General features: G+C 64.6%; 14 protein-coding genes (1 of these 14 running past the window's edge). 8 read left to right on the top strand and 6 right to left on the bottom strand.

Annotated elements, in window-relative coordinates; genetic code table 11:
- Together msrP and AYJ57_RS09160 are read right to left on the bottom strand one after the other, a co-directional pair.
- Positions 1-506 carry the 5' portion of a protein-methionine-sulfoxide reductase catalytic subunit MsrP gene (gene msrP / locus AYJ57_RS09165; protein WP_066103994.1) on the bottom strand. It extends 397 nt beyond the left edge of the window, so 506 of the gene's 903 nt are visible here — the first part of the coding sequence; it begins with the start codon at positions 504-506; its stop codon lies beyond the left edge, outside the window.
- An 83-nt stretch (positions 507-589) separates the two neighbouring features.
- Complete coding sequence (locus AYJ57_RS09160; protein ID WP_066103991.1) at positions 590-2,083, bottom strand: FMN-binding glutamate synthase family protein; 1,494 nt, start codon at positions 2,081-2,083, stop codon at positions 590-592.
- Positions 2,084-2,461: 378 nt separating this feature from the next.
- Between AYJ57_RS09160 and AYJ57_RS09155 the strand changes: the two genes are divergently transcribed.
- Positions 2,462-2,947, top strand: a complete 486-nt coding sequence (locus AYJ57_RS09155) for a fasciclin domain-containing protein (RefSeq protein ID WP_157374036.1) — start codon at positions 2,462-2,464, stop codon at positions 2,945-2,947.
- Positions 2,948-3,049: 102 nt separating this feature from the next.
- Here AYJ57_RS09155 and clpB read toward each other — a convergent pair whose 3' ends face one another.
- Positions 3,050-5,665, bottom strand: coding sequence for an ATP-dependent chaperone ClpB (gene clpB, locus AYJ57_RS09150; protein ID WP_066103988.1), 2,616 nt, complete (start codon positions 5,663-5,665; stop codon positions 3,050-3,052).
- A gap of 284 nt (positions 5,666-5,949) precedes the next feature.
- Between clpB and AYJ57_RS09145 the strand changes: the two genes are divergently transcribed.
- A complete protein-coding gene (locus AYJ57_RS09145) occupies positions 5,950-6,195 on the top strand; it encodes a hypothetical protein (protein ID WP_066103985.1) in 246 nt (81 codons plus the stop codon).
- 49 nt (positions 6,196-6,244) lie between these two features.
- Here AYJ57_RS09145 and AYJ57_RS09140 read toward each other — a convergent pair whose 3' ends face one another.
- On the bottom strand, positions 6,245-6,844 hold the full coding sequence (locus AYJ57_RS09140) for an MlaC/ttg2D family ABC transporter substrate-binding protein (protein WP_083191197.1): 600 nt from the start codon (positions 6,842-6,844) through the stop codon (positions 6,245-6,247).
- Complete coding sequence (locus AYJ57_RS09135; RefSeq protein WP_237220137.1) at positions 6,844-7,650, bottom strand: MlaA family lipoprotein; 807 nt, start codon at positions 7,648-7,650, stop codon at positions 6,844-6,846. Before AYJ57_RS09135 ends, AYJ57_RS09140 begins: the two co-directional genes overlap by 1 nt.
- A gap of 140 nt (positions 7,651-7,790) precedes the next feature.
- On the opposite strand from AYJ57_RS09135, the gene AYJ57_RS09130 reads away from it, so the two are divergent.
- The 6 genes from AYJ57_RS09130 (at position 7,791) to AYJ57_RS09105 (ending at position 13,743) form a co-directional block, all read left to right on the top strand.
- A complete protein-coding gene (locus tag AYJ57_RS09130) occupies positions 7,791-9,521 on the top strand; it encodes a type I secretion system permease/ATPase (protein ID WP_066103979.1) in 1,731 nt (576 codons plus the stop codon).
- Positions 9,521-10,828: an HlyD family type I secretion periplasmic adaptor subunit gene (locus AYJ57_RS09125; RefSeq protein WP_066103976.1), complete on the top strand. Its 1,308-nt coding sequence runs from the start codon at positions 9,521-9,523 to the stop codon at positions 10,826-10,828. Before AYJ57_RS09130 ends, AYJ57_RS09125 begins: the two co-directional genes overlap by 1 nt.
- A gap of 131 nt (positions 10,829-10,959) precedes the next feature.
- Positions 10,960-11,421 (top strand): RidA family protein, encoded by a 462-nt coding sequence (locus AYJ57_RS09120; RefSeq protein ID WP_066103973.1) that lies wholly within the window; start codon positions 10,960-10,962, stop codon positions 11,419-11,421.
- Positions 11,421-12,176, top strand: a complete 756-nt coding sequence (locus AYJ57_RS09115) for a glycerophosphodiester phosphodiesterase family protein (protein WP_066103971.1) — start codon at positions 11,421-11,423, stop codon at positions 12,174-12,176. Before AYJ57_RS09120 ends, AYJ57_RS09115 begins: the two co-directional genes overlap by 1 nt.
- Before the next feature lie 68 nt (positions 12,177-12,244).
- On the top strand, positions 12,245-13,456 hold the full coding sequence (locus AYJ57_RS09110; protein ID WP_066103968.1) for a GNAT family N-acetyltransferase: 1,212 nt from the start codon (positions 12,245-12,247) through the stop codon (positions 13,454-13,456).
- Positions 13,453-13,743, top strand: a complete 291-nt coding sequence (locus tag AYJ57_RS09105) for a 4a-hydroxytetrahydrobiopterin dehydratase (protein ID WP_066103965.1) — start codon at positions 13,453-13,455, stop codon at positions 13,741-13,743. The genes AYJ57_RS09110 and AYJ57_RS09105 overlap by 4 nt, the downstream gene beginning before the upstream one ends.
- Before the next feature lie 160 nt (positions 13,744-13,903).
- Here the strand turns inward: AYJ57_RS09105 and AYJ57_RS09100 are convergent, their stop codons facing one another.
- On the bottom strand, positions 13,904-14,392 hold the full coding sequence (locus tag AYJ57_RS09100) for a peroxiredoxin (protein WP_066103962.1): 489 nt from the start codon (positions 14,390-14,392) through the stop codon (positions 13,904-13,906).
- Between the last annotated feature and the right edge of the window lie 67 nt (positions 14,393-14,459).

Genomic DNA, 14,459 nt, shown 5'->3' with positions numbered 1-14,459 from the left:
TCGAGCACCGGATAGGAGACGCCGCGCATCTCGTCGGGGCGCAGCGCCGTCTCGAAGGCAACGTATTTCGCTCCGGATTGCACGCCAGCCATATTCAGCAGGTCGGCCAGTTCGAACCCGTTCCACGGCACGACCATCGACCATGCCTCGACACAGCGGAAGCGGTAGATGCGCTCTTCGATACTCATCTGCGAGAGAATGTCTTCGAGCGCGTAGGTGCCGGGCTTGTCGACCATACCGTCGATGGTGACCGACCACGGCTCGGTGGTCAGCGCATCGGCGTATTTCTTGGGATCGCCCTTATCGGTGCCGAACTCATAGTAATTGTTGTAGCTGGTGATCTCTTCCCAGCTGTTGGGCTCGAGCCCTTCCGCCGCATGGGCGCGGCCCGTGAGACCGGCCAGTGCCAGCCCCCCTGCCCCACCGATGAGCTGCCGGCGATTCAGCCACAGCGACTCGTCGGTAACGTGATGATCCTTGAGATCGCCTTTCCAGCGGAACGCCATGGGTATCCTCCTTCATACGGGTGTGGGTATCCGGGTTTCAGCAAAGGTAGCGGCAATCCGCCGATCCACCAAACCAAGCGATCTCACGTTGCGGTGTCTCCTCTGTAACTTGGGCGCAGTTTCGAGAAGGGGATCGAGCTGCCGTCGGCCTGCACGATGCGCACATGGCGGCGGCGCATCTGCCGCGGCTCCGACACGCCAACCGAATGGGCGATGGTCTCGACCTCTTTGATCACCGCCTTGGCGTAATTGGCGACCTTCATGTATTTGTCCTCGACCACGAGGCCCTTTTGCAGCCGCGGATCATGGGTGGTGATGCCGGTCGGGCAGGTGTTGCGATTGCACTTCAGCGCCTGAATGCAGCCCATGGAGAACATGAAGCCGCGCGCCGAGGTGACGAAATCCGCGCCGAGGCAGATCGCCCATGCCACATCCGCCGGGTTCACCAGCTTGCCCGCGGCCACGATGCGGATGCGTTCCTTGAGGCCATAGCGGTCGCGCAGATCGACGATGCGCGGCAGCGCCTCGCGGATCGGCATGCCGACAAGATCGATAAGCGGCATGGGCGCGGCCCCGGTGCCGCCCTCGCCGCCGTCGATGGTGATGAAGTCGGGCGCGCTTTCGGGTCCGCGCTCGACGATCAGTTGGAACATGCGCTCCCACTCGTCGGAAGAGCCGATCACCGTCTTGAAGCCCACCGGCTTGCCCGAGACACGGCGGATGTGGACAATCATGTCGAGCAGGTCTTCGAAGGTGTCGATCTCGCGGTGGCGGTTCGGCGAGATGCCGGGCTGGCCCACCTTGAGGCCGCGGATCGCGGCGATCTCTGCGTTGACCTTCTCGCCCGGAAGGATGCCGCCCTTGCCGGGCTTGGCACCTTGGGCGAGTTTCAGTTCGAACATTTTCACCTGCGGACGCGCGCCCACCGCCGCCAGCTTGGCGTCATCGATATTGCCGTGCTCATCGCGGATGCCAAATTTGGCGGTACCGATCTGATAGACGAGATCGCAGGCGCCAAGCTCGTGGAACGGGGCGAGCCCGCCCTCGCCGGTGTTAAGCCAGATGCCCGCCGCGGCGGCCCCGCGGCTGAGCGCCTCGACCGCCGGGCGCGAGATCGCGCCATAGCTCATGCCCGAGATGTTGAAGATCGAGCGCGCCACGAAGGGCACTTTGGCCATCGGGCCGATCACCATGGGCTCGGTCGCCGAGAACTGATCGTCGAGCGGCGGGAAGACCGCGTTCACGAAGATCGGCGTGCCGGGGATGTTGAGATTGCGGGTGGAGCCGAAGGCGACGGTGTTATCCTTGCCCTTGGTGGCATGATACACCCAGTCGCGCTGCGCCCGGTTGAAGGGCATCTCCTCGCGGTCCATGGCAAAGAAGTACTGGCGGAAGAATTCGCCGAGCTTGCTGAACCAGCCCCGGAAGCGGCCGATCACCGGGTAGTTGCGCCGGATCGCGTCGCCGGTCTGGGTGGTGTCGATCAGGTAGAGCAAGACCACCGCCAGCACTGCAAGACCGATGGCCACCAGAAAGACCAGTGCCAGAACCTGCAGGATATACATTGCCGCGCCCATGAAGTGCCTCTGCGTTGTCGTGTGATTGCGTAGATTGCCGGGTTTGTCGCTTGGCATGGTTACAAGGCGATGTCGTCACGGCAAGGCAGGAGTGAGGGGGCTGGATCACTGTTAGCGCCGCAGCTTCTGCTGGGATCAGGCGGGGATCCGATGGGGATCAGTGCGGGATCAGGCGAAAACCGCGCCAGATCATTCACGAGGTGCTGACATGTTCTCACGCAGGCTCGACCAGATCGCCCGGATTTGCCCGATTTCGGGCGCTGCAATAGCCCCGCCCCGTCCTCCGGCAAGCCCGGCTCACGCGGATTTCAGGCTGATCCGTCTGCGAGAAGCCCCCGTAATCCTTGGTACATTCACCTGATGAAGGAGGACTTCACAATGATCCGCATGACTTCCATTGCTCTCACCACCACCGCAGCCCTGATCGCCGGCCCGGCTCTGGCCGATCACCACATGGAAAAGAACATCGTCGAGACCGCGCAGGAAGCCGGCGACTTCTCGACCCTTCTGGCCGCAGCCGAGGCGGCTGGCCTTGTGGACACGCTGACCGGCGAAGGCCCGTTCACCGTGTTTGCCCCCACCGACGAAGCCTTTGACGCGCTGCCCGAGGGCACCGTGGACGAGCTTCTGATGGAAGAGAACAAGGACAAGCTGACCGACATCCTCACCTACCACGTGGTGCCGGGCAAAGTGATGTCGACGGACCTCGAGGACGGCATGATGGCCGAGACCGTGCAGGGCGAGAGCCTTGAGATCATGACCTCGGACGGCGTGACCGTGGACGGCGTGAGCGTCACCAAAGCCGACATCGAAGCCTCGAACGGCGTGATTCACGTCATCGACGGCGTGCTGATGCCCGAGTGATCTGACCGCAGCGGCCGGGCGGGATGACCCGCTCGGCCCCGCGAACAGGAAAAAGGCCCGCCGGATCGGCGGGCCTTTCTCACATTATATATAGGGCGCTGTTCAGTGCACCACGGCGTCGTCGGGACGCGGCCGGTTGCTGGCACCGATCTTGTCGCCGATGATCAGCCCGTCGGCCCCGGCGCTCACCGGCACCGTGTCGCCGTCGTGGATGTCGCCGCCGAGGATCATCTCGGCCAGCGGATCCTGCAGCGCGCGCTGGATCACCCGCTTGAGCGGACGTGCCCCGAAGACCGGATCGTAGCCCTCTTCGGCGAGCCACTTCTTGGCATCCGCGTCGAGCGTGAGATTGACCTTGCGGTTCGCCAGACGCTTGAGCAGCCGCGCAAGCTGGATCTCGACGATCCCGCCCATGTCCTCGCGCTTGAGCCGATCGAAGATGATCGTCTCGTCGAGACGGTTGAGGAACTCGGGGCGGAAGTGCGCCCGAACCGCATCCATCACGTCACGCTTGGCCGCGCCGCTGTCGGCACCTTCCGGCAGCTGGCTGAGCGCCTGCGAGCCGAGGTTCGAGGTCAGCACGATCAGCGTCTGCTTGAAGTCCACGGTCCGGCCCTGACCATCGGTCAGCACACCATCATCGAGCACCTGCAGCAGCACGTTGAACACATCCGGGTGCGCCTTCTCGACCTCGTCGAACAGCACCACCTGATAGGGGCGCCGCCGCACGGCCTCGGTCAGCACACCGCCTTCGTCATAGCCGACGTAGCCCGGAGGCGCGCCGATCAGACGGGCGACCGCGTGTTTCTCCATGAACTCGGACATGTCGATGCGAACCATCGCGCTGTCGTCATCAAAGAGGAACTCGGCCACGGCCTTGGTCAGCTCGGTTTTGCCCACGCCGGTCGGCCCGAGGAACAGGAACGAGCCAAGCGGACGGTTCTCGTCGTTGAGCCCTGCCCGTGCGCGGCGCACCGCGTTGGCCACGGCGCGCACCGCCTGGCTCTGGCCGACGACCCGCTTGTGCAGTCCATCTTCCATGCGCAGCAGTTTTTCGCGCTCGCCCTCGAGCATTTTCGAGGTCGGGATTCCCGTCCAGCGTTCGACCACCTCGGCGATCTGCTCGGGACGCACGGCCTCTTCGACCATGACATCGCCTTCGCCCTTCTCGGCCTGCTCGAGTTTCTGCTCGAGCTCGGGGATCTTGCCGTACTGCAGTTCACCGGCCTTGGCGAAGTTGCCCTCGCGTTTGGCGATCTCGAGATCGGCGCGCATCCGGTCGAGCTGTTCCTTGACGTCCCGCGCCGAGGCCAGCTTGTCGCGTTCGGCCTGCCATTTGGCGGTCATCTCGGCAGAGCGCTCTTCCTGCTCGGCCAGTTCCTTCTCGAGCTTTTCGAGCCGGTCCTTCGAGGCAGCATCATCCTCGAGCTTCAGCGCCTCGACCTCGATCTGCATCTGCAGGATGTTGCGGTCGATCTGGTCAAGCTCTTCGGGCTTGCTGTCCACTTCCATGCGCAGGCGGGAAGCGGCCTCATCCATGAGGTCGATCGCCTTGTCGGGCAGGAAACGGTCGGTGATGTAACGGTGCGAGAGCGTCGCCGCGGCCACAAGCGCAGAGTCCGAGATCCGCACGCCGTGGTGCAGCTCGTATTTCTCCTTGATGCCGCGCAGGATCGAGATCGTGTCCTCGACCGTGGGCTCCTGCACCATCACCGGCTGGAAGCGCCGTGCGAGGGCCGGGTCTTTTTCCACGTGCTTACGGTACTCGTCGAGCGTGGTGGCGCCGACGCAGTGCAGCTCGCCGCGGGCCAGTGCCGGTTTCAGCAGGTTCGAGGCGTCCATCGCCCCGTCCGCCTTGCCTGCGCCGACAAGCGTGTGCATCTCGTCGATGAAGAGGATGATCTCGCCAGCGGCGGTCTCGATCTCCTTCAGGATGGCCTTCAGCCGCTCTTCGAACTCGCCGCGGTACTTCGCACCGGCGATCAGCGCGCCCATGTCGAGCGCCATCAGCCGCTTGTTGCGCAGGCTTTCGGGCACGTCGCCATTGACGATGCGCAGCGCAAGACCTTCGGCAATCGCGGTTTTACCGACGCCGGGTTCACCGATCAGCACCGGGTTGTTCTTGGTGCGGCGCGAGAGCACCTGCATTGAGCGGCGGATCTCGTCGTCACGGCCAATGATCGGGTCGATCTTGCCCTGTTCGGCGGCTTCGGTCAGATCGCGCGCATACTTCTTGAGGGCGTCATAGCCCTCTTCGGCATTGGCGCTGTCCGCCGTGCGGCCCTTGCGAATGTCGTTGATCGCCTCGTTCAGCTTCTGCGGCGTGACCGCGCCGGCCTCCAGCGCCTCCTTGGCGCCGCTGCGCTCGATGGCGAGGGCCATGAGGACACGCTCGACGGGAACAAAGCTGTCGCCCGCCTTCTTCGCGATCTTCTCGGCCTCGTCGAGCACGCGCCCGGTGGCCGAGTCGAGATACACCTGACCGGCGTCGCCCGAGACCTTCGGCTGTTTCGCGAGTTTCTGATCGAGGGTTTCCACCACCCGCTGCGGCGCACCGCCGGCCCGGGTGATCAGGTTGCTGGCCAGCCCCTGGTCATCGTCCATCAGGGCCTTCAGCAGGTGTTCGGGAACCAGCCGCTGATGGCCTTCCCGCATAGCGATGGTCTGCGCGGCTTGAATGAACCCACGCGACCTTTCAGTGAACTTCTCCAAGTTCATCACGTCTCTCCTTCCACAAGCGCCCGTCTGGGATTTGCCCCGCCTGCCAGGCAGCACGGAGCGGTATCGGGCCTCGGAGTAGAGATGGGCGCAGCGCATGAACGGTTCAAGAACATCGGCATGGAAAAAATGCCGGGGTGCGCCCCTCGCCCGCCCCCTGCAATGGCCTGACACCGATGTTTAACATCTTTGCCGCATGTTGGCCCGAAGAGCATGACGCTGCGCGGCAAAAGACCGCCCAGAGACAGCGCATTGACAGACCGACCTTTAGAAGGATGCAAGAAATGCATGTGGACCGCGTCGAATTCGACGGTTTCGAGCCGATGGAACGGGGCGCTGCCGCCCGTCTCTGCGATGGCACCGACCCGGATACCATCGGCCCGCCCGGCGGCAGCGTCTCGCTGGTCTCTCAGGATGGGCGGCTGCGGGTTTCGCTGCTCGGCGCGCCGCAGGCGCAGCGGCCCGCACCGCCGCGAAACTCCGGCTGCTGCTGCGCATGCCGGAGTTTCGCGGCGGTGCGCAACGGCTGACCTTCGCCAGAACGCTGCCGCTGCGCACCCGCAAGCGCCGCTGAGGCGCTCAGCCCGCCTTACGCAGGTCGGCGATCATCGCGTCGATATCGCCCCGCCGCCGGTCGAGCATGGCGCCGATCTCGGTCCGTTCGGTGAGCAGCATGTTCACGCCCTCGACGTACATATTGTAGAACCGCCCGGATTTCTCGCCGACGAAGAAGGTCACCTCGAAGGGCGATTGCCCGCGCAGCTTGGCGACGGTGGCCACCTGATAGGCGTTCTTGACCTTCTGCGTTCCGGAGACGGTGATCTCGCTGCCGACGAACTGGCGGAACTGCTTGCCGTATTTGCGCGCGGCATAGCCTTGGAACGCCGCGGTGAAGGCTTTCTTCTGCGCCCCGGTCGCGCGCCGCCCGTCGGCGCCCATCACATAGGCCGCGATATAGGGCATGTCGCCATAGCGCCCGAAGATGCGTTCGAACTGCGCGATCATCGCCGACTCGGAAGCGCCCGAGGCGATCACCGCGTTCACGTCACCGACCAGCCCCTGCACCAATTGCTCGGCCTGCGCCGCGCTGGCGGCCAGCGCCGCGCCGGGCAGCAGCGCCAGCCCCGAGAGCGCCAGCCCATGGGTCAGAAAGCTGCGGCGGCTCGCGAAATAACTCATCAAAATCCCTCCGTATCCAAGGCTTCGGGGTCGATGAACCCCGCGCCCTCAATGCTGTCGTCGCCCAGTTCGTGACGGCGTTTTTCGAGCCAGATCACCCGTGCCTGCGCGTAGCTGTCGGCGCTGCCGGTCAGAACCGCGTCGATCGCGTCGCCATAGTCGCTGCGCTTTATCGCCAGTTCGCCCAGACGGGCGCCGTAGCGAACATAGCGTTGCGGCGAGGGAAGCACATAGGCAAACGGATCGGTGAAGAAGTCGACGAAGAGACCAACCGTCTCGCGCTCGGTCGAGGGGCCGAGCACCGGGAGCTCCATGTAGGCGCCCTCGGGAAAGCCCCAAACGAAGAGTGTTTCACCAAAATTGCTGCGATCTTCGGGCAGGCCCATGGGGCTGGCGACATCCATCAGCCCGGCAATCCCCAGCGTCGCGTTCACGGAAAAGCGAAGTGTGTTTCGCGAGGCGCGCAGCAAGCGGCCCTGCAAAATCTGGTTCACCACGGTCTGCGGCAAAGCAACCGTGTCAGAGAAATTGACCACGCCGGATTTAACCGGCTGCGGAAGCGAAGAAATCATTCCGCCATCGCCTTTACCGGAAAGGCCGGAATAGATCTTCTTGTTAAACGAGTGGACGCGGCGGTTGGCGGGTTCTTGCGGATCGAAGATGCCGTCGGGCGACTCGCCCGGACCGGGTGTCGCACAGGCCGCGAATCCCGTTATAAGCGCCAACGCAGCAAAGGCGCGCAGCAACGAGGCGCAGCCGCCCGTCCGTGGAATTGTCATTAGGAAAAACCGAATCTTGATGTACAAGATCTAGGTAATTGGAAAAGGTGCCCAACCCAAGCGGACAATCGGCATGTGCCTCAGGCGTGGCAAGAGTGCGACATGGATATTTTTGAGAATCCACGTCGCAGACGAAATACAGACAAACGGAGAGCGGAATAGCGCTCATGCAAAATAGAATAAAATCTGCTGGAGCTGATGAACTTGCAGCCGCCCGCAAGCAAAGTCGGCCCTATTATTGGTTCGTTGGTATCTTCAGTTTCTTCGTCAACATGTTGATGCTGACGGGTCCGCTTTACATGCTTCAGGTCTACGATCGGGTGCTTGGCTCGCGGTCCGAAGCGACGCTGCTGGCCCTGACCGCACTTGTGGTGTTTCTCTACGGGATGATGGGCGTGCTCGACTACGCCCGCGGGCGCGTGATGGCACGAGTCGCCGCGCGCTTTCAGGCGGCGCTCGACATGCGCGTCTTCGATGCCGTGATTCGGCGCTCGTCGGTAAAAATGGACGAATTGGCCGCCACCGGCCTCAAGGATCTTGAGGCCGTGCAGCGGTTCATGGCCTCGCCGGTGCTGATGGCCCTGTTCGATCTGCCTTGGACCCCGCTCTTCATCGCGGGCATCTTCGTGTTCCACCCGTGGCTCGGGTTCCTTGCCATTGCTGGCGGCGTGGTGCTGGTGATCATCACCATCGCCAACCAGATGCTGAGCCGCGCGCCGACCCTGAAATCCAACCGCGCGGTGCTGGCCGCCGAGCAGACTTCGGAGCAGATCCGGCTCGACGCCGAGACGGTGCAGGCCATGGGGATGCGCGGGGCCGCGTTTCGCCGCTGGGACCGCGCCCGCTCGGAGGCGCTGAACGGCCAGATCTCGACCAATGACCTCGTTGGCACTTTTACCACGATGACCAAGAGCTTCCGCATGCTGCTGCAGTCGGCGATGCTGGGTCTTGGCGCCTATCTGGTGCTGCAGAACGAGCTGACCGCCGGTGCGATGATCGCAGGCTCGATCCTGATGGGCCGCGCGCTTGCGCCCATCGAGCTGGCAATCGGCCAGTGGCCGATGGTCACCCGCGCCCGCAAAGGCTGGGACAACCTGTCGGAACTGCTGGGCGAAATGCCCCCCGAGCCCGCCCGCACGCCGCTGCCAAAGCCGCGCGCGCTGCTGGAGGTTCAGCAGCTTACCGTGGTGCCGCCGGGAGAGCAGCAGGCCGCCCTGCGTCTGGTCTCTTTCGATCTGCAGCCGGGCCATGCGGTCGGCGTGATCGGCTCGTCCGGCGCTGGCAAATCGACGCTGGCGCGCGCGATCACCGGGGTCTGGCGCCCCGCTGGCGGGCGCATCCGTCTCGATGGCGCAACGCTCGATCAGTATGACGAGGATCTGGGCAAGCACATCGGTTATCTGCCGCAGCGGGTCAGCCTGTTCGACGGCACCATCGCCGAGAACATCGCCCGTCTTGCCGACCAGCCCGACCCCGAGAAGATCGTCGAGGCGGCCAAGAAGGCCGACGCGCATGAGATGATCCTCAAGCTGCCCAAGGGCTATGACACCCGCGTCACCGCCACCGGCGGGCGGCTGTCGGGCGGTCAGATGCAGCGCATCGGCCTGGCCCGTGCGATGTACGGCGATCCGGTGATCCTCGTGCTCGACGAGCCCAACTCGAACCTCGACAATGAGGGCAGCGAGGCGGTCAACGCCGCCATCCGCCGCCTCAAGGAAGAGGGCAAATCGGTCATCATCATGGCCCACCGCCCTGCCGCGATCCGCGAATGCGACATGCTGCTGATGCTCGAGCATGGGGCCCGCGTCGCCTATGGTCCGAAGGACGAGGTGCTGCGCGCGCAGGTCAAGAACCACGAACAGATTACCCGGCACGCCGGGCCCGGAGGTGTCCGCTAATGTCGCAAGAGACCGACAAGCGCTTCCCGCTCAAGAAACCGCTCACGCTGGGCCTTATTGCCCTGCTGATCCTCGTCGGGGGCTTTGGCACCTGGGCGGCCACAACCAATATTTCCGGCGCCATCGTCGCCGGGGGCCAGATTCAGGTCGAACGCAACCGTCAGGTCGTACAGCACCCCGATGGTGGTGTGGTCGAAGAGATCGTCGTCGACGAGGGCGATGTGGTCGAAGCTGGCGATGTGCTGATCAAGCTCGATCCAACGCTGCTGCAGTCCGAGCTGAACATCGTCGAGGGTCAGTATTTCGAACTGGTCGCCCGCCGTGCCCGCCTGCAGGCGGAACGCGACGGCTCTGAGGAGCTGACCTTCGACGAGACGCTGCTCAAGGTGGCCGACTATGACGACGAGGTGCAGGAGCTGATCGAAGGCCAGCGCAACCTGTTCTTCGCCCGTCTCGAGTCGATGAACCGCGAGTCCGAGCAGCTGACCAAGCGCCGCGATCAGATCGTGAATCAGGTCGAGGGGCTCGACGCGCAGCAGACCGCGCTGAACAGCCAGCTGGCGCTCATCGAAGAAGAGCTGAACGACCAGAAATCACTGCTCGACCGCGGTCTTGCGCAGGCCAGCCGCGTGCTCGCCCTGCAGCGCGAAGAAGCGCGGCTGTCGGGCGAGGTCGGCGATCTGACGGCGCAGAAGGCGCAGTCCGAAGGCCGGATGACCGAGATCGACATCGAGGTACTGAAGCTCGCCACCACCCGCCGCGAAGAGGCGATCACCCAGCTGCGCGACATGCAGTACCGCGAGCGTGAGCTTGCCGAACAGCGCTCTGCCCTGCTCGAAAAGCTCAAGCGGATGGAAATCCGCGCGCCCGTCAGCGGCGTGGTCTACGGGCTGACCGTCTTCGCCCCGCGTTCGGTGATCCGCGCCGCGGACCCGGTGCTCTACCTCATTCCGCAGGACCGCCCGCTGGTGATCACCGCGCAGGTGCCGCCGATCCACATCGATCAGGTGCACGTCGGGCAAGAGGTGACACTGCGTTTCTCGGCGCTCGACCAGCGCCGCACGCCCGAGACCTTTGGCACGGTGACGCAGATCTCGGCCGACTCCTTCACCGACGAGAACACCTCGGCCAGCTTCTACCGCGCCGAGATCATGCTCGACGAAGGACAGATCGACCGCCTGCCCGAAGGCACAAGCCTCGTTCCGGGCATGCCGGTAGAGGCCTTCCTGCGCACCGCGGACCGCACGCCGCTCGCCTATTTGGTGAAACCGTTCACCGATTACTTCTCCAAGGCGTTCCGCGAATAAGTCTCGCACATAAAGCTTGGAAGGGGCCGCTGTCTTCGGGACGCGGCCCCTTTTCTTTGAGCTGCCGTGGGTCTAGCGTCCGCCGCAGATCACACGGACAGATTTCTCGGACAGATCACACGGAGGCTCCAATGACCGATATCACCGCCCGCCTTGCAGAGCTTGGCCTGACGCTGCCCGACGCGCCCGCCCCCGCCGCCAACTACGTGCCCTACGTGCAGAGCGGCACCATGCTCTATGTCTCCGGCCAGATCAGCATGGATGAAAACGGCCTGATCACCGGCAAGATCGGCGACACGCTGGATGTCGAGGCCGGGGCGAAGGCCGCCCAGCGCTGCGCCCTGTCGCTCATCGCACAGGCCAAGGCGGCCTGCGGCGGCGATCTGTCGAAGCTCAAGCGCGTGGTGAAGCTGGTCGGTTTCGTGAATTCCACCCCCGAATTCACCGAACAGCCCAAAGTCATCAACGGCGCCTCGGACCTGATGGTCGCGGTCTTCGGCGATGCTGGCAAACACGCCCGCTCGGCGGTCTCCGCGGGCGCGCTGCCCATGGGTGTCGCCGTCGAGATCGAAGCGATCTTCGAGCTCGCCTGATGACCGGCCTGCCCGCCGCGTTCCTCGACCGGCCCATCGCGCATCGTGCCCTGCATGATCTCGCGGCGGGCCGCCCCGAGAACTCCCGCGCCGCTATCTCGGCGGCCATCGAACAGGGCTATGGCATCGAGATCGACCTGCAGCTCTCGTCCGATGGCGTCGCCATGGTGTTTCACGACGAGCGGCTGGAGCGGCTCACCGGGGCACGCGGGCTCTTAGGCGCGCGCGATGCCTCCGAGCTTTCGGCGCTGCGCCTCAAGGGCGGCGACGAAGGCATTCCGACGCTGACCGAGGTGCTGGATCTCGTCGCCGGGCGCGTGCCGCTGCTCATCGAGATCAAGGATCAGGACGGCGCGCTCGGTGCCGATGTGGGACCGCTGGAGAAAGCCACCGCCGATGCGCTGCGCGGCTACGACGGCCCGGTGGCGGTGATGTCCTTCAACCCCCACTCCATCGCGCGTATGGCGCGGCTCGCGCCGCAGCTGCCGCGCGGGCTGACCACCGACGCCTTCGATCCAGAGGATTGGTCCGGCGTGCCGGGCTGGCGGCTCGAAGAGCTGCGCGCCATCCCCGATTACACCCGCACCGGCGCCTGTTTCATCAGCCACGGTTGGCGCGATCTCGCCAGTCCGCGCGTGGCGGAGCTCAAAGAGGCGGGCGCCAGCATCCTGTGCTGGACCATCCGCACGCCCGAGCAGGAGGCAGAGGCCCGCAAGGTGGCCCAGAACGTGACCTTCGAGCAGTATCTCGCGTGAGCGTGTCTTGATCCCGGCCCCGCCGGGATCAGATACTGCCCGGTGATGACAGGGCCAAAGATCTCCGCATGACCGACCAGAGTCCCAACGAGACAGCTGGCGAGACCATCGCCGTCAACGTGCTGAGCTCGCTCGACCAGATTGCTCAAAGCGACTGGGACGCCTGCGCCTGCCCCGAGGCGGCCAACGGCGGGCGCCCGGACGATCCTTTCACAACCTGGCGCTTCCTGCGCGCGCTGGAACGCTCCGGCTCGGTCGGGCGCGGCACCGGCTGGGAGCCACGCTACCTCGCCGCCGAAAAGGCCGGGCGGCTGATCGCCGTGGCGCCGCTCTATGCCAAGGGCCACAGTCAGGGCGAGTATATCTTCGACCACAGTTTCGCCCATGCCTATGAGCAGGCGGGCGGCGACTATTATCCCAAGCTGCAGATCGCCGTGCCATTCACCCCCGCCACCGGGCGGCGCTTCCTGACCCGTCCGGGACATGAGGCCGAGGGCATGATGGCGCTGGTGCAGGGCGCGGTGCAGCTGACCGCCGACAATGATCTGAGCTCGCTGCACATCACCTTCTGCACCGAGGGCGAGGCGGTGGCTGGCGAGCGCATGGGTCTGCTGCGCCGCGTCACCCAGCAGTTCCACTGGCTCAACAGAGATTACGCGGATTTCGACGGGTTCCTCGCCGATCTCAGCTCGCGCAAGCGCAAGGCGATCCGCAAAGAGCGCGCGCGGGCGCAGGAGTTCGGCGGCCGCATCCGCATCCTCACCGGCGATGAGATCGCGCCCGAGCACTGGGATGCCTTCTGGGAGTTCTATCAGGACACCGGCGGGCGCAAATGGGGCACACCCTATCTGACCCGCGCCTTCTTTGACGAGCTGCATGAGACCATGCGCGAGGATGTGGCGCTGGTGATCTGCGAGCGCGAGGGTATGCCGGTCGCCGGGGCGCTGAATTTCATCGGGCGTGACGCGCTCTTCGGGCGCTACTGGGGCTGCACCGAGGATCACCCCTGCCTGCATTTCGAGGCGTGCTACTATCAGGCCATCGACTTCGCCATCGCCCACGGTCTCGGGCGGGTGGAGGCCGGGGCGCAGGGCGAGCACAAGCTGGCGCGCGGATATCTGCCCAGCCAGACCCATTCGCTGCATTGGTTTCCCGACAAGGGGTTTGCCCGCGCCGTGGCGCACTATCTGGAGGCCGAGGCACGCGCCGTGGACGAGGACATCGAGGTTCTTACCGCCTACGGCCCGTTCCGGAAAGACCACGGGAAGGACACCCAATGACAGAGAAACTCTCCGACACCGGCCGCGCCACCATGCTGGCCCCGCTGCTCGAGAACGGCTGGGAGATGAACGAGGCCGAAGACACGCTGTGCAAGACCTATGAGTTCGGCGATTTCACCGAAGCGTTCTCATGGATGACCCGCGCCGCGCTCTGGGCCGAGAAATGGAACCACCATCCCGACTGGCGCAATGTCTACAAGACCGTGGAAGTGAAGCTCACCACCCATGACGTCGGCGGCCTCAGCTCGCTCGACGCAAAACTGGCGCGCAAGCTCGACACGCTCTGAGCATCGCGCCCGGCCTCCCGGCGCATGGGCGCGCCGGAGGGCTGTGGATTTGCGTATTTGGAAAGAGAAGAAGACCCGATGGTGAGACCCATTCTCGCTTCTTCTCTTTAAAAATACGCATATCCGGCGGCGCCACAAAGGATGCCGCCGGAGGTTAAGGTCAGATCGCCGCCAGCAGCGCCTCGCCGCCCGAGATCTCGCAGGTGCCGCGCCCGGTCTCTTCGTGGAAGACCACGACCTTGCCGTCTTCGACATACATCGCATAGCGCTTCGAGCGGCGGATCAGTCCGGCGGGCGGCGCGCTGAACTCCATGTCGATGGCGTTGGTGAAGGCGGATTCGGGATCGGCCAGCATGGTCAGCCCCGCCTCGGTCGCGCCGGTGCTTTCGCCCCAGACCTTCATCACGAAGGGATCGTTGACCGACACGCAGATGATCTCGTCCACACCCTTGGCGTCGAACCCGTCCTTGGTGCGGATGAAGCTCGGGACATGCGCCGACGAGCAGGTGGGCGTAAACGCGCCCGGCAGGCCGAAGATCACCACCTTGCGGCCCTTGAGTTTCGCCGCCAGATCGACCGGCTCCGGTCCGGCCTCGCCCAGTTGAACCAGTGTCGCCTCGGGCAACATGTCTCCTGCGGATGGCGCCATACGCGTCTCTCCATAGATTGCGTTTTCCTGTGTTCGCCATATAGGGTCCGCGCGACGATGGGAAAGC

Source organism: Salipiger sp. CCB-MM3, from assembly GCF_001687105.1.
Taxonomy (GTDB): domain Bacteria; phylum Pseudomonadota; class Alphaproteobacteria; order Rhodobacterales; family Rhodobacteraceae; genus Salipiger.
The sequence above is the reverse complement of the archived record's forward strand: the minus strand, read 5'-3'. Positions and strand labels throughout refer to the sequence as shown.

Excerpts from the sequence above, each read along its gene's own strand:
- AYJ57_RS09160 (WP_066103991.1), bottom strand. The coding sequence starts at position 2,083 with ATGGGCGCGGCAATGTATATCCTGCAGGTTCTGGCACTGGTCTTTCTG.
- AYJ57_RS09155 (WP_157374036.1), top strand. The coding sequence starts at position 2,462 with ATGATCCGCATGACTTCCATTGCTCTCACCACCACCGCAGCCCTGATC.
- clpB (WP_066103988.1), bottom strand. The coding sequence starts at position 5,665 with ATGAACTTGGAGAAGTTCACTGAAAGGTCGCGTGGGTTCATTCAAGCC.
- AYJ57_RS09145 (WP_066103985.1), top strand. The coding sequence starts at position 5,950 with ATGCATGTGGACCGCGTCGAATTCGACGGTTTCGAGCCGATGGAACGG.
- AYJ57_RS09140 (WP_083191197.1), bottom strand. The coding sequence starts at position 6,844 with ATGAGTTATTTCGCGAGCCGCCGCAGCTTTCTGACCCATGGGCTGGCG.
- AYJ57_RS09130 (WP_066103979.1), top strand. The coding sequence starts at position 7,791 with ATGCAAAATAGAATAAAATCTGCTGGAGCTGATGAACTTGCAGCCGCC.
- AYJ57_RS09125 (WP_066103976.1), top strand. The coding sequence starts at position 9,521 with ATGTCGCAAGAGACCGACAAGCGCTTCCCGCTCAAGAAACCGCTCACG.
- AYJ57_RS09120 (WP_066103973.1), top strand. The coding sequence starts at position 10,960 with ATGACCGATATCACCGCCCGCCTTGCAGAGCTTGGCCTGACGCTGCCC.
- AYJ57_RS09115 (WP_066103971.1), top strand. The coding sequence starts at position 11,421 with ATGACCGGCCTGCCCGCCGCGTTCCTCGACCGGCCCATCGCGCATCGT.
- AYJ57_RS09110 (WP_066103968.1), top strand. The coding sequence starts at position 12,245 with ATGACCGACCAGAGTCCCAACGAGACAGCTGGCGAGACCATCGCCGTC.
- AYJ57_RS09105 (WP_066103965.1), top strand. The coding sequence starts at position 13,453 with ATGACAGAGAAACTCTCCGACACCGGCCGCGCCACCATGCTGGCCCCG.
- AYJ57_RS09100 (WP_066103962.1), bottom strand. The coding sequence starts at position 14,392 with ATGGCGCCATCCGCAGGAGACATGTTGCCCGAGGCGACACTGGTTCAA.